General features: G+C 72.6%; 25 protein-coding genes and 1 pseudogene. 16 read left to right on the top strand and 10 right to left on the bottom strand.

What is annotated here, in order from left to right; genetic code table 11:
- Positions 1-54: 54 nt before the first annotated feature.
- From KCH_RS37340 to KCH_RS16115, 4 genes are all read right to left on the bottom strand, one after another.
- Positions 55-438, bottom strand: a complete 384-nt coding sequence (locus tag KCH_RS37340; RefSeq protein ID WP_051653122.1) for a hypothetical protein — start codon at positions 436-438, stop codon at positions 55-57.
- Positions 439-539: 101 nt separating this feature from the next.
- Positions 540-803 (bottom strand): chaplin, encoded by a 264-nt coding sequence (locus tag KCH_RS16125; protein ID WP_035863684.1) that lies wholly within the window; start codon positions 801-803, stop codon positions 540-542.
- A gap of 86 nt (positions 804-889) precedes the next feature.
- Entirely contained in the window at positions 890-1,129 is a 240-nt protein-coding gene (locus KCH_RS16120) for a chaplin (protein ID WP_035863682.1), read from the bottom strand.
- Positions 1,130-1,310: 181 nt separating this feature from the next.
- Positions 1,311-1,553, bottom strand: coding sequence for a chaplin (locus tag KCH_RS16115; RefSeq protein ID WP_035863680.1), 243 nt, complete (start codon positions 1,551-1,553; stop codon positions 1,311-1,313).
- 253 nt (positions 1,554-1,806) lie between these two features.
- On the opposite strand from KCH_RS16115, the gene KCH_RS16110 reads away from it, so the two are divergent.
- Positions 1,807-2,046 (top strand): chaplin, encoded by a 240-nt coding sequence (locus tag KCH_RS16110; protein WP_035863678.1) that lies wholly within the window; start codon positions 1,807-1,809, stop codon positions 2,044-2,046.
- Between the two features lie 257 nt (positions 2,047-2,303).
- Entirely contained in the window at positions 2,304-3,953 is a 1,650-nt protein-coding gene (locus tag KCH_RS16105) for an RICIN domain-containing protein (protein ID WP_244305338.1), read from the top strand.
- Between the two features lie 45 nt (positions 3,954-3,998).
- Here KCH_RS16105 and KCH_RS16100 read toward each other — a convergent pair whose 3' ends face one another.
- Positions 3,999-4,580, bottom strand: coding sequence for a DUF4291 domain-containing protein (locus KCH_RS16100; protein WP_035863677.1), 582 nt, complete (start codon positions 4,578-4,580; stop codon positions 3,999-4,001).
- Positions 4,581-4,664: 84 nt separating this feature from the next.
- On the opposite strand from KCH_RS16100, the gene KCH_RS41360 reads away from it, so the two are divergent.
- The 3 genes from KCH_RS41360 (at position 4,665) to KCH_RS16085 (ending at position 7,472) form a co-directional block, all read left to right on the top strand.
- Entirely contained in the window at positions 4,665-5,639 is a 975-nt protein-coding gene (locus KCH_RS41360; protein WP_035863676.1) for a hypothetical protein, read from the top strand.
- A gap of 91 nt (positions 5,640-5,730) precedes the next feature.
- Positions 5,731-6,486 carry a sugar isomerase domain-containing protein gene (locus tag KCH_RS16090; protein WP_035863673.1) on the top strand — a complete coding sequence of 252 codons (756 nt, stop codon included), beginning with the start codon at positions 5,731-5,733 and terminating at the stop codon, positions 6,484-6,486.
- Complete coding sequence (locus KCH_RS16085; RefSeq protein WP_035863672.1) at positions 6,483-7,472, top strand: N-acetylglucosamine kinase; 990 nt, start codon at positions 6,483-6,485, stop codon at positions 7,470-7,472. Before KCH_RS16090 ends, KCH_RS16085 begins: the two co-directional genes overlap by 4 nt.
- A 127-nt stretch (positions 7,473-7,599) precedes the next feature.
- Here the strand turns inward: KCH_RS16085 and KCH_RS16080 are convergent, their stop codons facing one another.
- On the bottom strand, positions 7,600-8,106 hold the full coding sequence (locus KCH_RS16080) for an ATP-binding protein (protein WP_051653121.1): 507 nt from the start codon (positions 8,104-8,106) through the stop codon (positions 7,600-7,602).
- Between the two features lie 178 nt (positions 8,107-8,284).
- Here KCH_RS16080 and KCH_RS16075 point away from each other — a divergent pair, with 178 nt between their 5' ends.
- Positions 8,285-9,043: a GntR family transcriptional regulator gene (locus KCH_RS16075; protein WP_035863670.1), complete on the top strand. Its 759-nt coding sequence runs from the start codon at positions 8,285-8,287 to the stop codon at positions 9,041-9,043.
- Positions 9,044-9,201: 158 nt separating this feature from the next.
- On the opposite strand, the gene KCH_RS16070 is transcribed toward KCH_RS16075, so the two are convergent.
- Complete coding sequence (locus tag KCH_RS16070) at positions 9,202-9,729, bottom strand: YbhB/YbcL family Raf kinase inhibitor-like protein (protein ID WP_035863668.1); 528 nt, start codon at positions 9,727-9,729, stop codon at positions 9,202-9,204.
- 161 nt (positions 9,730-9,890) lie between these two features.
- Between KCH_RS16070 and KCH_RS44520 the strand changes: the two are divergent.
- Positions 9,891-10,142, top strand: a pseudogene (locus KCH_RS44520) (MFS transporter); the annotation flags it as partial.
- 214 nt (positions 10,143-10,356) lie between these two features.
- Here KCH_RS44520 and KCH_RS16065 read toward each other — a convergent pair.
- Positions 10,357-11,172, bottom strand: a complete 816-nt coding sequence (locus KCH_RS16065) for an NAD(P)-dependent oxidoreductase (RefSeq protein ID WP_051653120.1) — start codon at positions 11,170-11,172, stop codon at positions 10,357-10,359.
- A 65-nt stretch (positions 11,173-11,237) separates the two neighbouring features.
- Here KCH_RS16065 and KCH_RS16060 point away from each other — a divergent pair, with 65 nt between their 5' ends.
- Positions 11,238-12,137 (top strand): LysR family transcriptional regulator, encoded by a 900-nt coding sequence (locus tag KCH_RS16060; protein ID WP_035863666.1) that lies wholly within the window; start codon positions 11,238-11,240, stop codon positions 12,135-12,137.
- A 42-nt stretch (positions 12,138-12,179) separates the two neighbouring features.
- Positions 12,180-12,716, top strand: a complete 537-nt coding sequence (locus KCH_RS16055) for a hypothetical protein (RefSeq protein WP_035863663.1) — start codon at positions 12,180-12,182, stop codon at positions 12,714-12,716.
- Positions 12,717-12,909: 193 nt separating this feature from the next.
- Here the strand turns inward: KCH_RS16055 and KCH_RS37335 are convergent, their stop codons facing one another.
- Both KCH_RS37335 and KCH_RS16045 read right to left on the bottom strand, forming a co-directional pair.
- Positions 12,910-13,476, bottom strand: a complete 567-nt coding sequence (locus KCH_RS37335; protein ID WP_051653119.1) for a DUF4262 domain-containing protein — start codon at positions 13,474-13,476, stop codon at positions 12,910-12,912.
- A 248-nt stretch (positions 13,477-13,724) separates the two neighbouring features.
- A complete protein-coding gene (locus KCH_RS16045; RefSeq protein WP_035863661.1) occupies positions 13,725-14,213 on the bottom strand; it encodes a hypothetical protein in 489 nt (162 codons plus the stop codon).
- Positions 14,214-14,580: 367 nt separating this feature from the next.
- Between KCH_RS16045 and hemL the strand changes: the two genes are divergently transcribed.
- The 7 genes from hemL (at position 14,581) to KCH_RS16010 (ending at position 21,576) form a co-directional block, all read left to right on the top strand.
- Complete coding sequence (gene hemL / locus KCH_RS16040) at positions 14,581-15,921, top strand: glutamate-1-semialdehyde 2,1-aminomutase (protein WP_035863660.1); 1,341 nt, start codon at positions 14,581-14,583, stop codon at positions 15,919-15,921.
- 47 nt (positions 15,922-15,968) lie between these two features.
- Positions 15,969-16,619: a histidine phosphatase family protein gene (locus KCH_RS16035; RefSeq protein WP_051653962.1), complete on the top strand. Its 651-nt coding sequence runs from the start codon at positions 15,969-15,971 to the stop codon at positions 16,617-16,619.
- A gap of 174 nt (positions 16,620-16,793) precedes the next feature.
- Complete coding sequence (locus tag KCH_RS16030) at positions 16,794-17,393, top strand: TlpA family protein disulfide reductase (RefSeq protein ID WP_035863658.1); 600 nt, start codon at positions 16,794-16,796, stop codon at positions 17,391-17,393.
- Positions 17,394-17,452: 59 nt separating this feature from the next.
- Positions 17,453-18,169 (top strand): cytochrome c biogenesis CcdA family protein, encoded by a 717-nt coding sequence (locus KCH_RS16025; RefSeq protein ID WP_425268905.1) that lies wholly within the window; start codon positions 17,453-17,455, stop codon positions 18,167-18,169.
- A gap of 3 nt (positions 18,170-18,172) precedes the next feature.
- Complete coding sequence (resB, locus tag KCH_RS16020; RefSeq protein WP_051653118.1) at positions 18,173-19,960, top strand: cytochrome c biogenesis protein ResB; 1,788 nt, start codon at positions 18,173-18,175, stop codon at positions 19,958-19,960.
- Between the two features lie 3 nt (positions 19,961-19,963).
- Positions 19,964-21,085 carry a c-type cytochrome biogenesis protein CcsB gene (gene ccsB, locus KCH_RS16015; protein ID WP_035863654.1) on the top strand — a complete coding sequence of 374 codons (1,122 nt, stop codon included), beginning with the start codon at positions 19,964-19,966 and terminating at the stop codon, positions 21,083-21,085.
- Between the two features lie 86 nt (positions 21,086-21,171).
- Positions 21,172-21,576 carry a hypothetical protein gene (locus KCH_RS16010; RefSeq protein ID WP_035863652.1) on the top strand — a complete coding sequence of 135 codons (405 nt, stop codon included), beginning with the start codon at positions 21,172-21,174 and terminating at the stop codon, positions 21,574-21,576.
- The last annotated feature ends 47 nt before the right edge of the window (positions 21,577-21,623 follow it).

The raw sequence follows: 21,623 nt of genomic DNA, 5'->3' as shown, positions 1-21,623 counted from the left end.
GGCCCGGCCTCCGTGAGGAGCGGCCGGGCCGTACGCGTGCCGGGCGGGCGCGGCTCAGACCGGCAGCGCGCCGAGCAACGGGCCGGCCAGTGGCAGGTCCTTCGCTCCGCCCCCGGCGGACAGCGGCGCGGTGAGCGGGGCGGTGCCGACCGGGGCGAGCCCGTTGTCGGGGACGACCGCGACGCCGTTGTTGAACACGTCCGCGGAGGAGTTGGCCCACGGGTCGAGCCGCAGCGCCTTGATCGGGGCGACCGCGTAGCCGAGCGCGCCGGTGGTGCCGCCGAGGGCCTGCTGGGCGTCGGTGTTCTGCAGTTGGGTGGTGGGCAGGGAGAGCCCGCCGAGCTGTTCGGTCTCGGCGTGCGCGGTCTGGGCGGTGACGCCGCCGAGCAGCATCGCGGCGCCGAGCGCGGCCAGCGCGCCGGTGGTCGTCCGGGACATCGGCCATTCCTTCGGGGTGAGGGGAGCGGGGACGAGCACTGCCCCCGGCCGGAGGGCCGAGGGGCAGTCAGTACGTGGGTTCGCCGATCAGCCGGGACCGCTCAGCAGTCGTCTTCCACCGGCGCGTCGATGTTGGCGCACTCGTTGCCGAACGCCGGGTTGAGCAGGCCGATGACGTTGATCGAGTTGCCGCAGGCGTTCACCGGGACGTGCACCGGCACCTGGATCAGGTTGCCGGAGAGCACACCGGGGGAGTTGGCGGCGACACCCTCGGCCTCGGCCGAGGCGTTGGCCAGACCGGCGGAGCCGAGGACCAGGCCGGCGGCGGCGGCGGACAGGACGGCGACCTTCTTCAGGTTCTGCATGGGGGTTGATCTCCTAGATCACAACAGGGAGTTGGTGCGTCGCACCGCACGGGTGCGCGGTGCGACGCGGTACTTCGGGCAGACGGCTACTTGTTGATGCAGACGTTGCCGAACGCCGGGTTGAGCAGGCCGATGACGTTGATCGAGTTGCCGCAGATGTTCACCGGGACGTGCACCGGCACCTGGATCACGTTGCCGGAGAGCACACCCGGGGAACCGATGGCGGCGCCCTCGGCGACGGCGTCGGCGTTGGCCAGACCGGCGGAGCCGAGGACCAGGCCGGCGGCGGCGAAGGACAGGACCGCGGCCTTCTTGAAGTTGCGCATGGCTTTCTTCCTCACGTTCTGCCCGACGAGGATGGTCGGGTGTCGGGCGATCGCATCATCGCCCGCTGTTTTCCGGATGCCCCGTGAATGTCACTCACGCGGCTCAAGACCCGCGTGTCGCCCTTCGCCGGGGCGGTGCGCGTCACCCGGAGCACCCGGCACACCCGCAGCTACGCCGGTGTCAGCCGACGTTGGCGCACTTGTTGCCGAACGCCGGGTTGAGGACGCCGATGACGTCGATCGTGTTGCCGCACAGGTTGATCGGGACGTGCACCGGCACCTGGATCAGGTTGCCGGAGAGCACGCCGGGGGAGTTGGCGGCGACACCCTCGGCGGTGGCCGAGGCGTTGGCCAGGCCGGCGGCACCGAGCAGCATGGACGCGGCAGCCGCGGTGCCGAACACGCCGTAGGCGAGCTTGCGCATGATGAAGCCTCATTTCTTGCGGTGGATCAGGGTTCGCCAGGAAGAACGAACCAGCGCGGCGGGGGAAACGGGCGAGTTCGCCGATCGCCGGAATCGTTCACCCGAATGCTTCGGCTACTCCGGACGGGTGATAGCCGAGGGGTCCTCGCAACTGATCCGGGGCGGCTTCGTTGGCTGAGTGCACGTCCCGTGTGCTTCCTTCCGGTAGCCCCGGCGCGGCAATTGGAAGATCAGATTTATCGAGGAGACTCCTATGAGCATCAAGAAGGCTGCCGCGGTCGGCGCCGCTGTCGTGGGCATCGTTGCGGTCGGCGCGGGCTCCGCCATGGCGAGCAGCACCGCCGAGGGCGTGGCCGCCAACTCGCCCGGCGTGGCCTCCGGCAACAACATCCAGGTGCCGATCCACATCCCGGTCAACCTGTGCGGCAACTCGATCGACATCATCGGCCTGCTCAACCCGGCCTTCGGCAACGAGTGCGCCAACGTCGGCTGACGTCCGTCGCGGTCCGGTCGAGCCGCCGTCCACACCTCCTGGCGGGGTGCGGTCGGCGGCTCGACCGCGTTTTCCGGCCGGGTTCCTGACGACCCGCGACAAACCCGGCCCGGGCGTGTCACGAGTCTTGTTGTGTTACCTGTCAGTACCTAGCATGTGAGCCTGCCTCATGTTCGCCGGGCTCCGGCCCGGTTCCCCCATGCTCCGCGCCGCCCGGTACCCGCCGGGCGTTCCCCCACCCTCGCAAGGAGTCATGAGTGTCCAGGACACCAACGGTCCGTCGCAGGTCACCCGCCCTGCTCGCCACCGCCGCGCTGCTGGCCGCCCTCGGCCTCGGCTCCGGTCTCGGCGCCGCGGACACCGCCCGGGCCGCCTCGCCCAGCGCCGGCAAGCCGGCCGCGATCGTCGCGCTCGGCGACAGCGCGATCTCCGGCGAAGGCGCCGGCACCGACACCAACGACGACTACGTCCCCGGTACCGACAGCCCCACCAACTACTGCCACCGCTCCACCAAGTCCGAGATCTTCGTGACCCAGCTCCCCGGCGTCACCCCGATCGACCTGGCCTGCTCCGGCGCGCAGACCGGCGACCTGGTCAGCGACCCCGAGCTGGCGAAGATCACCGGGCCGGGCAGCGGCGACTTCGGCGAGGCCAAGCAGGACGTCCAACTCGCGGCCACCGCCGCCGACTACGACGTGAAGATGGTCGTCGTCACGATCGGCGCCAACGACGACTTCGAGTTCGCCGGCATCATGATGTCCTGCCTCGCCCAGTACTTCCCGATCCCGCAGTCCCAGGGCTGCCGGGACACCATCGGCAGCGCCGAGATCGCCCGCCGCGCCGCCGGGGTCAAGCCCAAGGTGACGGCCGCGCTGACCAACATCCGCAACACCATGCGGAAGGCCGGCTACTCGGACGACTCCTACCAGCTGGTCTACCAGTCGTACTTCAACCCGATCACCCCCGACATCCGGCGCAACGACTACGCCGGCAAGGTCGCGGACGGCTGCCCGGCCTTCCCCGAGGACCTCGCCTGGGGCCACAACTGGGTCGTCCCCACGCTGAGCGACGCGCTGCGCGAGGCCGCCTCCGGCGTCCCGGGCGTGCGCTACCTCGACCAGCGCCGGGTCGCCTTCGGCCACGAGGTCTGCGCGGAGTGGACCAGCTCGCCGTACGAGTTCACCAACGGCGACGTCATCGACCTGTCGGAGAGCACCCGCAACGGCTGCGACACCCCGATCTCCATCCCGGGCCTGTGCATGAACAACGTCCGCCAGTCGTACCACCTGCGGGTCGCCGGCTACGCCGCCGAGGCGACCTGCCTGCGGCAGTTCTACCAGCAGCCCGGGCTCTCCCAGGCGTTCTGCTCGCTCAACCAGCAGAACTGGACCTCGATCACCCCGCTCACCCCGGGCAAGCCGTTCCCGGACACCCCGGAGGACGGCGCCTGGTACCAGCTCACCAACCAGGCCAACGGCAAGGTGCTCGACCTGGCCGGCGGCGGCACCTACGGCGACTCCACCAACGGCCGGACCGCGATCACGTACCCGGCGACCGGCGGCCTGAACCAGTCCTTCGTGTTCGAGGTCAAGGCCGGCGGCTCCTTCGAACTCGACTTCAGCGGCAACCGGGACATGTGCCTGGACGCCGCCGGAGCCTCCACCGCCGCCGGCACCCAGCTCCAGCAGTGGCGCTGCAACGGCGGCGGCAACCAGCACTGGATCCTCCAGCCGGTCGGCGACGGCACCTACAAGCTCGCCGACTCGCAGGACCCGACCAAGCTGGCCACCGCCACCGCGAAGACCGACGCCCAGGGCAACCCGCTGGTCCAGCTGGCCGCCGACAACGGCTCCGCCGCGCAGCACTGGCAGCTGACCAAGCTCGGCATCGTCTACCTGCACGGCTGATCCCACCGGCTGACGGAGGGTCACCCGCGAACCGGGCGGCCTCCGTCAGCCCGTCACGCCCAGCCGGGCGGCCGCGCCCGGCGGCACCGGGTACGGCCGCTCCGGCGGCAGCAGTCCGGCGTCCCCGGTGGCGTGCAGCTCCCGGGCCAGCGGCGTGAGGTCCTCGATCCGCACCAGCCACTCCTCGGCGTAGCGCCGCACCAGCTCCCCGCCCAGGCCGAGTTGCAGGGAGCGGTGCGGCAGCGGCTGCAGCCGCACGTCCCGCTCCGGATCCCACTGCACCCGGGCCGGACTGCGTCGCAACGCCCGCTGCCACTCGGCCTTCGAGGCGTGCAGGCCCGACGTGTAGCCGCTCAGCACCGCCGACTCCAACGCGGCGTCGAACCCCTGACGGGTGATCACCACGCCGAGGATGCGCTCCTGTCCGGGGCTCCGCGCCCAGTCGCTGCGGTGCATCAGCCACCGGAACGACGGCTTGATCCACGTCATCCGGTCGAGGCCGAACGCCTCCGGGAACCGCCCCTCGGCCACCGCCGGATCACCGATCTCCGGCCGGAACGCCTGATAGACCGTCACCGTCCGCTCGTCGTAACGGGCCCTGACCTGCCGCTTCGGCACCTCTTCCATCCCCCCATCCTGTCCCGGCCCCGCACCCCGCGCCCGCGAATTTCCGCTTGCCCGCCCCGGCCGCCCGGCCGCACCATCGCGGCCATGGACCTGCTCGCCCAGCTCGAACCCGGCCGCCCGCTCACCCCGTTCGCGGTGCACTGGCCGGCGGTCGAATCCCGGCTGGGGCTGCGACTGCCCGGCGACTACCGGGCGTCGGCGCGGTACGGGCCACTGCTGATCGGCGGGGCGGTGGTGCTCCAGGCGCCGAGCCGGGAGTACCTCGCGATGCTGCCGTGGACCAAGCACGACCTGCGGGTCGAACTCCGTGAGGCCGGGGCCGTTCCGCGCCTGCACCCCGCGCCCGGCGGACTGCTGCCCTGGGGGCACACCCTGAACGGCCGGACGACGCTGCTGTGGAACACGGCGGACCCGGAACCGGACCGCTGGACGGTGGTGCTCTGCGACCCGACCCGGCCCGAGCCGCTGCTCGACACCGGGCTGCCCCTGACGGCGTTCCTGGAGGCGGCGATCCTCGACCGGGTCGGCCACCTCGGCCCGCTGCCCGCCACCGTGGCGCCGTACGGGGAGGCCACCCCGGGGCTCCCGCCGACGCGCCCCGAACTCGCGGCCGAACAGCTCGAGTTCGCCCTGCACGGCCCCGCCGGGCTGCCCGCGCTGCGGCTCCTGGTGCCGCCCCCGGCCGGGCCGCGGGAGTCCCTCCCGGGCGCCCGGCTCCCGTCCGACCACCGGGAGTTGGCAGCGCTGTACGGCGGCGGCTGCTGGTCGCAGTGGCTGCGGCTGCCCGCACCGCAGCGCTCGGCCGCCCCCGCGGACGGGTTCCTGGAGATCGGGACCAGCATCGACGCCGACCGATTGGGCTGGCTGGCCGCCGGGCCCGACCCGGATGCCTGGCCGCTGGTGATCCGGCCCCGGCACAGCCGCGAGGAAGTGCCGCTGGCCGGCGGGCTGGTGACGGTGCTCACCCGGTGGCTGCGGGGCGAGCTGGACGTGCCCGGGCTGCCGGGGCTGGATCCGGCGGACGATCCGTTCGAGTGCGCGGGCTTCGAACCGTGCTGACTCCTCCACTGGTCTAGTCCAGTCGTTGACAGCGGTGGTGGCGCGGCCCGACCATGTGAGCCGTCCCACAGTGCCCTGCCTGGAGGTTCCCGTGCCCAGCCCCTCTGCGGCCGACTTCGTCGCCGCCGCCCACGCCGCCATCGACAAGGTCAGCAGCACCCAGGCCGAGGGCGTCGCCCGGGCCGCCGAGCTGATCGCCGACGCGCTGGCCGCGGACGGCATCGTCCAGGCGTTCGGCACCGGGCACTCCGAGGCGTTCGCCATGGAGATCGCCGGCCGGGCCGGCGGACTGGTGCCCAGCAACCGGATCGCGCTGCGCGACGTGGTGCTGTTCGGCGGACGCCCGGTGGAGATCCTGGCCGGCTCCGAGCTGGAGCGCGGCACCGAATCCGCCGCGCTGCTCTGGGAGCTGACCGCACCTCACCCGGCGGACGTGTTCGTGCTCGCCTCCAACTCCGGCGTCAACGGCTGCGTCGTCGAACTCGCCCGGCTGGCCAAGGAGAACGGCCACCCGCTGATCGTCGTCACCTCTGCCGAGCACACCGCCGGCGTCCAGCCCAAGCACCCCTCCGGCCTGCGGCTGCGCGACTACGCGGACGTGGTGCTGGACAACGGCGCGCCGTTCGGCGACGCCGTGCTGCCGATGGCGGGCGGCGGCCGGGCCTGCGGCATCTCCTCCATCACCGCCGCGCTGCTCGGCCAGCAGATCGTCGCCGAGGTGATCCGCCGGGTCGAGGAGTCCGGCGGCGTCCCGCCCGTCTACCTCTCGGCGAACATCCCCGGCGGCGACGAGCACAACAACAAGCTCGAAGCGCTGTACGCCGGCCGCATCCGCCGCACCGCATGACGACCCGTCAGCACGACCCGGCGGAAGCGCTGGTGCTCGGCCTCGACGTGGGCGGCACCAGCACCCGTGCCCTGGTCGCCACCCTGGACGGCCGGATCCTCGGCACCGCGCACGGCGCCGGCGGCAACCCGGTCGCGCACGGGGCGGAGACCGCCGTCCGGGAGATCGGCGGCGCCGTCCGCGCCGCACTCGGCCCGCTCGACCCGGGCCGGGTCGCGGCGGGCGTGATCGGCCTGGCCGGCGGCTCGCTCGCCCCGCCGGAGGTCCTGGCGCTCTGGCCCACTGTCGGCCTGACCGTCACCCCGCGGCTGGTCGGCGACGCCGAACTCGCGCACGCCGCCGGGACGGCCGCCGCCGACGGCACCCTGCTGCTCAGCGGCACCGGCGCGATCGCCGCCGAGATCCGCGGCCACGCCCTGCGCCGCACCGCCGACGGCCACGGCTGGCTGCTCGGCGACCGCGGCTCCGGGCTGTGGCTCGGCCGGGAGGCGGTCTCCGCTGCGCTCACCGCCGTGGACCGCGCGATGCCGTTCGACGAACCGTCACTTCGGCTGCCCGGTCTGGCCGGTGCGATCGCCGAGGCCCTGGTCGGACCGGACGGCCCGGGCAGCGAGCCCCGCTCCGCGCTGATCGCCGCCGCCCATGCGGAGGCGCCCGCCCGGCTGGCCCGGCTCGCGCCGATCGTCCTGGACCGCGCCGCGGCCGGCGACCCGGTGGCCGTCGCCCTGGTCGAGCGCGCCGCCGACCACCTGATCGACACCCTCGCCCTGATCCGCGAACCCGCGTCCCCGCTGCCGCTGGTGCTGGCCGGCGGCCTGCTGGCCTCCGACACCGCGCTCGCCGCACACCTGCGCCCCAGGCTGGCCGACCGCTGGCCGGACGCCGAGGTCTCCACGGCCCGGAACGGCGCCGGCGCCGCGGCCTGGCTCGCCGCCCGGACCCTGGGCCGGGGGACGGAGGAGCTCCACCGCCGCCTGACGGCCTGAGCGCCTGAGCGTTTGAGGGCCTTCGGGCCTTCGGGTCTGCGGCGTGAGGTCCTGAGCGTCCGAGGACCTGGGCGTCCGAGGGCCTGACGGCCTTCGGGCCTGCCGCCGGCCGCCTGGCGGTCGGCGCTCAGCGGCAGGTCACGGCCCCGGGCGCGAGCCGGTCGGCCGGGGTCTTCTGGCGGGTGCCGTCCGGCGGGCCCTGGCTCGGCCACCACCCCTGCCGGGCGATCCGGCCGCCCGGCAGGGCGATCTCCGCCCACACCCACTTCCCCGAGCGCTTGCGGATCACCCCGTGCGCGAGCGCGAGTTCGGCGATCAGCAGGACGCCCCGGCCGGACTCGGAGTCCTGGTCGGGCCGGCCGGCCACCGGGAGCGCGGGAGAACTGTCGTAGACCTCGATGACCGCCCGGTGGTGCAGCGGATCGGCGTGCACGCCGACCGTGACGGCCCGGCCGGTCGCGTGGCGGACGGCGTTGCCGAGGAGTTCGGAGGTGACCAGGTCGACCGTCAACTGGGTGTCCTCGTCCAGCGGGGCGCCGCCCCAGGCGGTGATGAGTGCGCGGACCCGGCGGCGTCCGGCGGCGACGGTGGCGGGCTCGCGGGGCAGGGAGAACCATCGACGGTGCACGGACATGGCGGACTCCTCACGCGGATTCGCTCGATGAACGCTCGATGACGGGAGACTCGGCAGCCGATATGAGGGTATGTCAGATGCAATCATCTCTAGACAAGCTGAAATCTCTAGAGATGTCAATGCATCAGGGGGTGGACCGTGCGTAGGATGTCTAGAGAGGGGAAGGAAACCCGCCGCCATGACCAGTCACCCCCGCGCCACCCAGCCCAAGTACCAGCGGATCGCCGAGGACCTCAAGCGCGACATCGACTCCGGCCGCTACCGACCCGGTGACCGACTCCCGGGCGAGAACGACCTGATGGTGACGTACGGCGTGGCCCGCATGACGGCCCGCCAGGCGCTCGGCGTGCTGCAGACCGAGGGGATCGCGGAGGCCCGCAAGGGCGTGGGCGTCTTCGTGCGGGAGTTCCGGCCGATAAGGCGCCGCGGCATCCAGCGGCTCTCCGGCCGGACCTGGGGCAGCGGCACCTCGGTCTGGTCCGCCGACATAGCGGCCCGGGACCTGACGGTCGACCAGCTGACCGTCGACGAACGGGAGGCGCCCGAGCAGATCGCCGCCGTGCTCGGCCTGAAGCCCGGCGAGCCGGCCTGCGTGCGCAGCCGCCGCTTCGTGCTGGACGGCAAGCCGGTGCTGCTCTCCGAGTCCTACCTGCCCGCCGCCCTGGTCGCCGGCAGCCGGATCACCGACCCGGACACCGGCCCCGGCGGCACCTACGCCCGGCTCGCCGAACTCGGCCACAAGCCGGTGCACTTCCAGGAGCACATCCGCTCCCGGATGCCCGCGGGCGACGAGGCCGAACGCCTCGCCCTGGCCCCCGGCACGCCGGTCTTCCTGGTCCACCGCACCGCGTTCGCCGAGGACGGTCAGGCGGTGGAGTTCAACGCCATGGTGCTCGACTCGTCCTCGTACATCCTCGAGTACGACTTCGACGCCTGAGGCCTCCTGAGGTCTCCCGAGTCCGCCTGGGCCTGCCTGAGCCCGACCGCCGACCGGTCCGACCGCCGGCCCGTTGCGCACAGGCTGTGGACGGCCGGGCCGGTGGCGGGCAGTTGTCCACAGGCCTGTGGACGAGCGTCCGGCTCCGCCGCCGGGGATCAGCTCTCGTACTCCGCGACCACCGTGGCGCGGGCCAGCGCGTGGAAGCCGAGCGTGCCGCTGATCGCCGCCGCCGAGGTGTCCGCGTCCAGGCCCAGCGAGTCCACCCCCAGCGCGTGCACGGTGAACACGTACCGGTGCGGGCCGTGGCCGGGCGGCGGGGCGGCGCCGCCGAAGTCCCGGGTGCCGTAGTCGTTGCGACCGTGCACCGCGCCCGCCGGCAGGCCGGGGAACTCGCCGGTGCCCGCGCCGGACGCCAACTCGGTGACGGTCGCCGGGAGGTCGAACAGCAGCCAGTGCCACCAGCCGCAGCCGGTCGGCGCGTCCGGGTCGAAGCAGGTCACCGCGAAGCTCCGGGTCTCCGCCGGGAAGCCCGACCAGCTGAGCTGCGGCGACCGGTTCCCGCCCTGGTAGACCTGCTCCTCGCCCAGCCGGCCCCCGTCGGCCACCTCCGCACTGGTCAGCGTGAACGTCGGGACGGGCCGCAGGAACGTGTCCGGCAGCGGCGGCCGGGCGGCAGCGGTCATGAGTGTCTCCCCGTGGGTGTGCGTCGATGGGTGCCCGGCGACCTTAGTCAGTGCCGGGCCGCGCGCCAAGATCCCTTTGCGGACGCTTTGCTGATCGCCTGTCAGGTGCGGCTGGCTTTCGGGGACCGCTGTCTGCCGTCGACGCCCGGGGAGCGCGCGCCGTGGACGGGATCTTCGCCCAGGTGCACCGGGCCGTCAGCGCCTGCCTCACCGGCTTCGCCGCCCCGGCCGTCGTGCCCACCCTGCCGACCGCCGCCGCAGACCTGAACGGCGTCGTCCTGTTCCCTCTCCTCGGCGGTGTGGTGCTCACGGTTCTCACCCTGCTGGTCTCCGCCGCCAGCACCTCCACCTGGCAACTCGCCGCCGGATGCTGCCCGGACGGCCTCGCCGCCGGCCTGTCCGCCGCCGTCGTCCTTGTCCCTCGGCCACCGCCCCGTCGGCCGCGAAGGCCACACCAGCAGCGCATGCAGCGCCGCCCAACTCGCTGCCTGCGTCGCCACGTTCACCCTCCCGCGGCCCCCTGTTTGCAGCCCTTGCCCTACTGGCCGCCGGTGACAGAGCCGCCGTACCGTCGGCCGGTGGGCTCCGCAGGCCCGGAGCGGCGTTCCCTGGTGCCGCGAAGGCCGCTCAGTTTCCTCCCGCCCGGGCGAGCCGCTCCCGCTGTGCCGTGGTGATCTCGGAGAGGTCCTTCTCGGCGAGAGCGGGGTCGGCCAGGAGCGTGGCGCGGGCCGCTGCGAAGACGGGCCCGCCGTCGGCCAGGGCCAAGTCCTTTGCGGCGAGGCGGATCGGGAAGTCGGCCTCCGTGGTCGTGATCCGCCCCATGATGCCCGCCAGCGGCCCGGCCGCCAGCGCGCCGCGGGCCAACTCCTCGGGGACGCCCAGCCGTTCGGCGACGGCGAGTGCCTCTCCCGTCGCGGTGACGGAGGCGACGACAGCGCCGATCACCACCACCTTGAGTGCGGCGCCCAGGCCGGGTCCGCCGCACCGGACGACCCGGCCGAGGCGTTCCAGGACGGGCTGTGCCCGGTCCAGCTCGGCGTTCTCGCCGCCCGCGTACACCACCAGGTCACCGCTCGCGGCGGGGCCGACGCTGCCCAGCACCGGCGCGTCCACCATCCCCACCCCGGAGGGGAGTTGCGCGCGAAGGCCGACCACCGCCGCGGGGCCGATCGAGGACATCTCGATCCACAGCGTGCCGGGCTCCAGCGCGGGGACGAAGCGGGCCGCGACCTCGTCGACCGCCGCCGGGTCGGACAGCATGGTGACGACGATCCGGGCCCCGCGCACCGCCTCCGCGGGGGTGGCGGCCTCAGTGAGGTCGCCGGCGCGGCCGGGTGTCCGGTTCCAGACGGTCAACTCGCTGGTGACGCCCGCGAGTCGGCGGGCCATCGGCAGGCCCATCCGCCCGAGTCCGAGGAAGGCTGTGCGCTCCGTGATCTCCATGCCCGCCACGCTAGAGGCGCCTTAGGCAGGCGACAAACGAATGTCTCGCATGGTAGCCATGCCCGATGGACATGGCTTGGCTCGACGTCTTCCGCATCGCCGCCCGGCTCGGCTCCTTCACGGCGGCGGGGGAGGAGTTGGGGTTCACCCAGTCCGCGGTGTCCCGTCAGATCTCCACCCTGGAGGACGAGTTCGGGGCGCCGCTGTTCGACCGGCTGGCCCGCGGCGTACGCCTCACCGAGCACGGGCGGGCCCTGCTGCCGCACGCCGAAGCCGTGCTCGACCGGCTGGACGCCGCCCGCCACGACCTCACCGCACTGACCCGCCTCACCACTGGCCACCTGCGGCTCGGCGCGTTCGACAGCGCCAACGCGGCGCTCGTCCCGGCCGCGCTGGCCGCGTTCCGCGCCGCGCACCCCGGCATCGCGCCGACCCTCACCGAGGGCCTCTCGGCGCAGTTGCTCGACCTGCTCGCGGACGGCGCGATCGACCTCGCACTGGTCACCGCGTACCCGGAACACCCGTACGACACCGACCGGTTCGAGCTGCACCGGATCGCCGACGACCCGGTGCTGGTGGCTCTCCCGCGCAGCCACCGGCTGGCCCGCCGTCGTCGGCTGCGGCTGGCCGAACTCGCCGAGGAGCCCTGGATCGCCGCCAGCCGCCGCCTCGAATCGACCCTGCTCGCCTCCTGCGCCCGCAGCGGGTTCCGGCCGCGCGTCGCGTACGAGGTGGCCGGTTGGACGGCCAAGCTCGGCCTGGTCGCGGCGGGGTTCGGCATCACCCTGATCCCGTCCCTGGCCGCCCGCGCGGCCCGCCCCGACCTCGCCCTCGTCCCACTGCACCCGGACGACACCCCGGTCCGCCACGTCCACACCGCCACCCGCCGCGGCCACCGCCCCACCCCGGCCGTCACCGCCTTCCTGCCGCACCTCCGCGCGGCAGCCGCCGGGCCGCCGTACTGACGCCGAGTCAACCCCTCGGCCGCAGCGCTTTACTGTCGCCGCATGACCGGATTTCCTCGCGCCTTCGCCTACGTCGGCCCACCCGACCTGCTCGCCCGCGCCGGCCGCCACACCCTGGGCCGCGCCGTCCGCACCCCGGCCGAACTCACCGCCTGGCTGGCCGAATCCCCGCCCGACGAACGCACCGCCCCGTTCACCTACGTGGTCGACCTCACCGGTGTCCTGCGGCTGGCCCCGCGCCGCAGCGAGCACGTCGCCTGCGCCGGCGGCGCGGACGTCCTGGCAGCGGGGGAGATCTGCTTCGCCGATGAGAGCACCGGCCACTGGGCGGTCTCCGAGATCAGCAACCTCTCCACCGGCTACTGCCCCGGCCTCGACTCCTGGTCCGCCACCGCCACCGCCCTCGACCACGCCCAGCTGCCCCGACCCGACGCGTTCACCCACGCCTTCCTCTTCCGCCGCTGCCCGACCTGCGGCCAGGTCAACCTGGTCAAGGACGACGACCTGACCTGCGCCGCCTGCGACAGCCCCCTCCCGGCGGAGTGGAACCTCACCGCCCCACGCCGACCACACCCCTGAACGGCCGCCCGGACGGACGCCGCGTCAGGGCGGCAGCGGGCAGCGCCGGTGGCGGTGTCGTCTCCCGGCCGAAGGACGCCGCCCAGGGGCGACCGCTTCCGCACCGCCCGGTTCTGGGATCTCGTGGTCCACCTCATCGAGTCCGACCATCCGGACGCGGACTGGCACTCCGGGCGGGGCCTGTTCGCTTCGGTCACCCGTGCGGTCGGTACTGGACGGGCTCGGAGTCCGCCCACGGGCCGGTGGACTCCTCGCGGGGTACCCACAGGAGCGGCTGGGCGGCGCGGCAGGTCGCTTCGACACCTTCGTCCCAGGGGAAGCGGCCCTGCTTGTCCGGCCAGAACATCTGGGTGATGGGCAGCGGAGGTCGCTGGTAGAAGTCGACCCCGGCACCGAAGAAGCAGAGGTACCAGCTGGGGTGGACCGGCCGGATCGCCACCGAGAACCCGCCGCCCAGGACGTCGTCGCGGCGCTGGTCCGGTTCGAGCGGATGCCCGGCCCGGATCTCGCGGGCGAGGACGTTGACGATCCGCATACCGGTCTGCGAGGGGATGCCGAAGATGCTGACCTCGGGGCTGCGCAGGGTGTGCCACAGTCCGATCGAGTAGGACCAGTCGCCGGGCAGTCCGCCGCCGGCGACCCCGTTGACGTTCCAGTCGTGGTCGCGGATGTTCGCCGCGATGCGGGTGTCGCGTGCGTCCCACGCGGATTCGTCGCCGGTGTCGTCGCAGAGCAGGCAGCCGCAGTCGGGGAGTTCCATGGCGGTGAGCCTACGGTGGCCGGTCGCGGTCAGGTCCCTGCGGCTGCCCGTGGGGTCTCGGCGGCCGCGAACCCGAGTGCCGACGCGCGCCGGCAGACCCTGCGGCAGCGCAGAGGTGACAGGTCGTCAACTTGACTGCCCTGCGCCGCCGCAGGCGAGTTCGCGGGCGACATCACCGGAGGATCCGCCGGTGCCCCCGACGGCACTGGTCCACCCGTTTCCGGCCGGCCGTCAGAAAGGAAGGCGGGTCAGGGCCAGACCAGGCAGTACAGCTGGTGGCCGGCGTCGTGGAGGCGGTTGGCGAAGTCCTGCCACTCGTGCAGCATCTGGTAGATGACGAAGGCGTCCCGCGGGCCGCGGCGGTCGGGGACGGTGGACCAGATGAACGCGGCGGCGCCCAGCTCGGTCTCGTCGGCCTTCCGGAGCGGTTCGACGACGGTGTGCGGGAGTTGGACCACCGCGTAGTCGGGGTGCAGGACCACCAGTTCGAGCGGCGGCACGTGGTGCAGGGGGACGCCCTGGATGCCGGTGAGGACCATCGCGCTCATGGTCTCCGGCTTGATCTTGGTGGAGAGGTGCCCGTTCCCGGAGCCGCTGGTCTCCATCAGGTCGCCGAGCCGGCCGAGGGCTCCGAGTTCGCCGGCGTCGAGTCCGAGGCCTCCGGGGCCGAGCGCGGTGGGGACTCTGGCGGCGGTGGCGCGGTCCGGTGCGCCGAAGTACTTGTAAGTGACCCCCACTCTGCCCTCGCCCCTCCTTCCCCTGCCCGCTTCCCTGCCCCCGCCGGTCTCGGCAGGCCTGCGGGTGCGCTCCGCGGCCTCGTCGAAACCGTCCTGCCTCTCGGACACTCGGACCATCCTCACCGGAACTCGCCGGAATCGACAGACCCCCGCATGTCCGGCTTTCCCTCCGGACATGCCCCTTACCCGTCTGCTGGCGTGCTACACGAGCGCGCGCTACTCGACCTTACCTTCGCCACAGCCAGTGAGGGGAGCAGCACACGGATCATCGTTCCAGATGATCGGGCCCGACATGCAGAACGCCAGGACACGATTTGAGACCATGTGCGGGTAAGAGAGGCTCCAGGCCACCCCGCGGACCCAACGGATGAGCGAGCAGATGAGCTACCCGTACGAAGCACCCCAGTCCCAGTCGCTGTTCGAGCGCGCCTTGGCGGTCACCCCCGGCGGCGTCAACTCGCCGGTGCGGGCCTTCCGCGCGGTCGGCGGCACGCCCCGTTTCATGGTGTCCGGCAAGGGCCCGTACCTGACGGACGCCGACGGCCGCGAGTACGTGGACCTGGTGTGTTCCTGGGGCCCGATGCTGCTCGGCCACTCGCACCCGGCGGTGATCGAGGCGGTGCAGCAGGCGGTGTCCCGCGGCACCTCGTTCGGCACGCCCGGCCAGGGCGAGGTCGAGCTCGGTGAGGAGATCGTCGCCCGGATCGCCCCGGTCGAGCAGGTCCGCCTGGTCTCCAGCGGCACCGAGGCGACCATGTCGGCGATCCGGCTGGCCCGCGGCTTCACCGGCCGCGCGAAGGTGGTCAAGTTCGCCGGCTGCTACCACGGCCACGTGGACGCGCTGCTGGCCGCCGCCGGCTCCGGCGTCGCCACCTTCGGCCTGCCGGACACCCCGGGCGTCACCGGCGCGCAGGCCGGCGACACCATCGTGCTGCCGTACAACGACCTGGACGCGGTGCGCGCCGCGTTCGCCGCGCACCCCGGCGAGATCGCCTGTGTGATCACCGAGGCCTCGCCCGGCAACATGGGCGTCGTCCCGCCGCTGCCCGGCTTCAACCGGGGCCTGGCCGACCTGTGCCGGGAGAGCGGCGCGCTGTTCATCTCCGACGAGGTGATGACCGGCTTCCGCGTCTCCAAGGCCGGCTGGTACGGCCTGGAGGCCGCCCACGAGGGCTGGGCGCCGGACCTGCTGACCTTCGGCAAGGTGATGGGCGGCGGCTTCCCCGCCGCGGCCTTCGGCGGCCGCGCCGACGTGATGGCGCACCTCGCCCCGGCCGGCCCGGTGTACCAGGCGGGCACGCTGTCCGGTAACCCGATCGCCACCGCCGCCGGCCTGGCCCAGCTGCGGCACTGCACCGACGAGGTGTACGCCACCGTCGACCGGGTGGCCGCCGAGGTGTCCGGCCTGGTCACCGAGGCGCTCTCGAAGGAGGGCGTGGCGCACCGCCTGCAGACCGCGGGCAACATGTTCTCGGTCTTCTTCACCGACCAGCAGGTCACGAACTACGACGAGGCCCGCCGCCAGCAGGCGTTCCGCTTCAACGGCTTCTTCCACTCGATGCTCAGCCAGGGCGTCTACCTGCCGCCGTCGGCGTTCGAGTCCTGGTTCGTCTCGTCCGCGCACGACGAGCGCGCCATCGAGCGGATCGCCGCCGCCCTGCCCGCCGCCGCCCGCGCCGCCGCCGAGGCCACCGAGGAGTCCAAGTGACGGACCAGCAGACCGACGGCAAGAAGGACATCACCGTCGTCCACGTGATGCGGCACGGCGAGGTGCACAACCCGGAGGGCGTGCTGTACGGCCGGCTGCCGGGCTATCACCTCTCCGATCTGGGGCGGCAGATGGCCGAGCGGGTGGCCGACCACCTGAAGGACCGGGACATCACCTACGTGGTGGCCTCCCCGCTGGAGCGGGCGCAGGAGACCGCCGAGCCGATCGCCAAGGCGCACGGCCTGACGGTCGCGGCCGACCCGCGGCTGATCGAGGCGGAGAACATCTTCGAGGGCAAGACCTTCGGCGTCGGCGACGGCTCGCTGCGCAACCCCTCGTACTGGAAGTACCTGACCAACCCGTTCAAGCCGTCCTGGGGCGAGCCGTACATCGACCAAGTGGTGCGGATGATGGGCGCGATCGCCGGCGCCCGGGACGCGGCGCGCGGGCACGAGGCGGTGTGCGTCAGCCACCAGCTGCCGATCTGGATCCTGCGCTCGTTCGCCGAGCGCCGCCGGCTGTGGCACGACCCGCGCCGCCGGCAGTGCTCGCTGGCCTCGCTGACCAGCTTCACCTACGAGGGCGACCGGATCGTCTCGATCGGCTACCGCGAGCCGGCCCGCGACCTGCTGCCGGCCCACCTGGTGGGCAAGGGCAAGAAGGGCGACAAGCCGGTCGGGAAGAGCTTCGGGGCGTAGCCCGCGCCGGTTCGGGAGCTTGCTCACACCGGCGGCCCGCGGGGTAAGCCCTGCGGGCGGCGAAATGCCCGAATTAAGACGATCATAAGCGGAGTATTCGCAGGTCAAGGGGGGTCCGGGCGACAACGCCGGACCCCCCTAAAACGGGCCGACGAGCCATGCGAAACTTTTCACATGTCACGGACGTCCAGCCGCCGCATCAGCCTCACCGCCGCCCTCGGCGCAGCCACCGCACTGGCCCTCACCGGTTGCGCCAGCTCCGGCTCCGCGGGCGGGGACGGCTCGGTCGGCTTCATCACCGGCAAGGGCGGCATCGACACCGCCGCCGTCGGCCACCGCACCGACGCCCCGGACATCAGCGGCACCGGCCTGGACGGCACCGGCACCCTCCGGCTCGCCGACTACCGAGGCAAGGTGGTCGTCCTCAACATCTGGGGCTCCTGGTGCAGCCCCTGCCGGGCCGAGGCCAAGGGCCTGCAGGCCAGCTCCGAGAAGTTCGGCGACAAGGTCCAGTTCCTCGGCATCAACACCCGGGACACCGACCCCGCCAACGCCGTCGCGTTCGAGAAGAACTTCGGGGTCACCTACCCGAGCATCTACGACCCGGACGGCACCCAGATCCTCAAGTTCCCCAAGGGCAGCCTCAACCCGCAGTCCATCCCGACCACCATCGTGATCGACAAGGACGGCAAGCTGGCCGCCCGCGCCATGCACGCGCTGTCCGGTGAGGACCTCGACAAGATGATCGAGCCGGTCCTCGCGGAGTCGAAGTGAGCACCGTCCTGGCCGCGGCCGGGGTCGGTTACAACGAGACCGTGGGCAGCGGCGCGCTGATGCTCGCCCTGCCGATCGCGCTGGCCGCCGGACTGGTCTCGTTCTTCTCGCCGTGCGTGCTGCCGCTGGTGCCCGGCTACCTCAGCTACGTCACCGGCTTCTCCGCCGCCGACCTGTCCGACGCGCGCGGCGCGCGACGGGGGCGGATGCTGGCCGGCTCGCTGCTGTTCGTCCTCGGGTTCGCGGCGGTGTTCGTCTCGGGCGGGGCGCTGTTCGGCTCGTTCGGCCAGACCCTGCAGGAGCACCAGCGGGTCATCTCGATCGTGATGGGCTGCCTGACCGTGCTGATGGGCCTGGCCTTCATGGGCCTGCTGCCCGGCTTCACCATGCGCGAGCTGCGCAGCCACCGCCGGCCGGCGGTCGGCCTGGCCGGCGCGCCGCTGCTCGGCGTGGTGTTCGGGCTCGGCTGGACGCCGTGCATGGGCCCGACGCTGGGCGCCATCCAGTCGCTGGCGTTCAGCCAGGCCAGCGCCGGGCGCGGCGCACTGCTGATGGCCGTGTACTGCCTCGGCCTCGGCGTACCGTTCGTCGTGGCCGCGCTGGCCTTCCGGAAGGCGCTGGGTGCCTTCGGCTGGGTCAAGCGGCACTACCAGTGGGTGCTGCGGATCGGGGGCGGCATGCTCGTCGCGGTCGGCCTGGCCCTGGTGACGGGGGCGTGGGACGCGTTGGTGAACCAGCTCCAGTACCTCACCCAGAACTTCTCGATCGGAATCTGACCCGTGAGCGACACGAAGACCAGCCCCCAGCCGGCCGACGCCGCGGACGACTCCGGCGCGAAGGCCAACCCCTTCCTGGTGGACGCCGACGCCGCGGAGCGGCTCAGCACCGCACCCGTGGAGGAGGCCGACACCCAGGCCGGCATGGGCGTGCTCGGCTGGCTGCGCTGGTTCTGGCGGCAGCTCACCTCGATGCGGGTCGCGCTGCTGCTGCTGTTCCTGCTCTCGCTGGCCGCCATCCCGGGCTCGCTGGTCCCGCAGGAGGGGCCGGACACGATGAAGGTCGTGGCGTGGAAGGAGGCCCACCAGGGCGTCACCCCGCTGTTCGAGCGGCTTGAGCTGTTCAACGTCTACAGCTCCAAGTGGTTCTCGGCGATCTACATCCTGCTGTTCATCTCGCTGGCCGGCTGCATCCTGCCGCGCACCTGGCAGTTCGTCGGCGTGCTGCGCTCGAAGCCCCCGGCGGCCCCGCGCAACCTGACCCGGATGCCGGTCTACGCGGCCTGGCACACCGCCGCCGACCCGGAGGCGGTGAACGACGCCGCGTACCGCCTGCTGAAGAAGCGCGGCTTCCGGACCGCCGCCGGCCAGGGCTCGGTGGCGGCCGAGAAGGGCTACCTGCGCGAGGTCGGCAACCTGCTGTTCCACTTCTCGCTGTTCGCGCTGCTGGTCGGCGTCGCCTGGGCCGGCGTGGCCTCCGGCACCGCCAGCAAGCTGGTGCTGGAGGGCCAGGGCTACTCCAACACCACCACCCAGATCGACGACTTCTACGGCTCGTACTACTACGGCGTGAACGACCTGGACGCCTTCGGCTTCAAGCTGGACGGCTTCACCGCCCGGTACCAGGAGAGCGGCCCGCAGATCGGCACCGCCCGGCAGTTCACCGCGAACGTCCGGTACTGGGTCGGCGACGACTCGACCAAGCTGAAGAAGTCCACGATCGAGGTCAACCACCCGCTGGAGGTGGGCGACTCCAAGGTCTACCTGATCGGCCACGGCTACGCGCCGGTGGTGACGGTCAAGAACGCCAAGAACGAGATCGTCTACCGCGGCCCGACGCCGTTCCTGCCGCGCGACGCCAACATGACCTCGCCCGGCGTGATCAAGGTCAACGACTACGGCGCCGACGCCAACGGCAACAAGACCCAGCTGGCCTTCCAGGGCTTCTTCCTGCCGACCGCGCCGGAGAACTTCGAGAAGACCGGCCCGATCTCGATGTTCCCGGCCGCGGCGGACCCGATGCTGGTGCTCACCGCCTACGCCGGCGACCTGCGCACCGACAGCGGCCTGCCGCAGAACGTGTACCAGCTGGACGACAAGGCGATGACCCAGCTGAAGGTCGGCGACGACATCGCCCGCGCCCGGCTCAAGGTCGGCCAGGGCTGGGAGCTGCCGAACGGTTACGGCACCATCACCTTCGACGGCTACCAGCAGTGGGCGACGTTCACCGTCTCGCACCACCCCGGCAACTCCGTCGCGCTGGTCGGCGCGGTCGCCGCGATCCTCGGCCTGATCGGCTCGCTGTTCGTCCAGCGCCGCCGGATCTGGGTCCGGGCCACCACCGCCTCCGACGGCCGGACCCTGGTCGAGGTGGCCGGCCTGGGCCGCAGCGAGTCCGCCCGGACCGCCGAGGAACTCGCCGATCTCGCCGTCGAGCTGCAGGACGACGCCCCGGCCAGTGAGGACCCGCCCGGCAGCGACACCGCCGGCACCGATACCGACGACGCCGTACCCGCCGCTGCCGACTCCCCGGCCGCAGCCACCCCCACCGCCCCGGAAACCAAGGAGTAGACGGTGCTGCTCGCGCAGGTCGACCCCCAGTTGGCCGACATCTCCAACAAGCTGATCTACTCGGCGATGGCCGTCTACACCCTGGCCATGTTCGCCCAGATGTTCGAGTGGACCTTCGGCGCCAAGGGCGGCGTCGCCGTCCGCTCCCGGCAGCAGGCCACCCTCGCCGAGTCGGTCAGCGACTCCGCGAACGCGGCCAAGGGCGTGCGCAAGGTCAGCGTCACGGTGGCCTCGCAGGGTGGCGGCACCACCACCCTGACCCGCACCGCGCTGGCCGACGCCGGCGCCACCACCGTCACCAGCGGCCGCGGCGACGACGGCCCGGCGGACGGCGTCGGCCCGGCCGGCGGCAGCGAGAAGGCCGACATGGCCGGCCGGATCGCGATCTCGCTGACCGTCCTCGGCCTGCTGCTGCACGCCGGCAGCGTGGTCACCCGCGGCCTGTCGGTGATGCGCTGGCCGTGGGGCAACATGTACGAGTTCTCGGTCGCCTTCGCGCTGATGATGGTCGGCTCGTACGTGGTCCTGCTGGCCACCAAGAAGAACGTGCGCTGGCTCGGCCTGCCCGTGGTCCTGGTCGTCCTGCTGATCCTCGGCATCGCCGTCAGCGTGCTGTACACCGAGTCCGAGCAGCTCGTCCCGGCGCTGCACTCGTACTGGCTGGGCATCCACGTCTCGACCGCGACGATCTGCGGCGGCGCCTTCTTCGCGGCGTTCGTCGCCACCGGCACCTACCTGCTCAAGGACCGCTACGAGCACCGCGTCGCGGCCGGCCTGACGGTCCGGGCCGCCAACCTGATGGAGCGCCTGCCCGCCGCGAGCACCCTGGACAAGCTCTCCTACCGGATCAACGCCCTGGTCTTCCCGCTGTGGACGTTCACCATCATCGCGGGCGCGATCTGGGCCGAGGCCGCCTGGGGCAAGTACTGGGAGTGGGACCCGAAGGAGACCTGGTCGTTCATCACCTGGGTCGCCTACGCCGCCTACCTGCACGCCCGGGCCACCGCCGGCTGGCGCGGCCGCAAGGCCGCCTACCTGGCGCTGCTCGCCTTCGCCTGCTGGCTGTTCAACTTCTACGGCGTCAACATCTTCATCACCGGCAAGCACTCCTACGCCGGCGTCTGACGCCCCGTCACCCCGCACCACCGACCCCACCCGAGTCGACTCCCGACTCACCCCCGAGAACCACAAGCCGCGAGGAGGGCCGCACCATGGAGTGCGACGAGGTCATCATGACCGTCCGAATCACCGCAGCGGAACGTGCGCTGCTGCGACGGCTCGCCCAGGGCCACCACAGCGACGTCTCGGAGGTCGTCGCCGACGGCCTGCTGGACGTCCTGCCCACGCTGCACTGCCCGGCGGACGCCCACCGGCTGCTCGCCGCGCTCGCCACCCCGGCGCCCTGCGCGCTCACGGTGTGGCTGCCGACCGAGCTCGCCGACCTGCTCACCATCGCCACCGCGCGGGTCGCCCAGTCCACGGGCGTCCGCCTCGGCTCGTCCTGCATCATGCTCGGGGCCGCGGTGCGGCTCTGGCTGGCCCAGGACCCGCTGCGGCTGGCCGCCAACCTCACCACCATGCACGCCGGCCGCCCTGCGGCACTGGCCGCGGCGTAGCAGCAGAGAACCGACAGGGGCTCCGGAGGCACTGCCTCCGGAGCCCC

Source organism: Kitasatospora cheerisanensis KCTC 2395 (assembly GCF_000696185.1).
Taxonomy (GTDB): Bacteria; Actinomycetota; Actinomycetes; order Streptomycetales; family Streptomycetaceae; genus Kitasatospora; species Kitasatospora cheerisanensis.
This window is presented reverse-complemented; position numbering and strand designations above follow the sequence as displayed.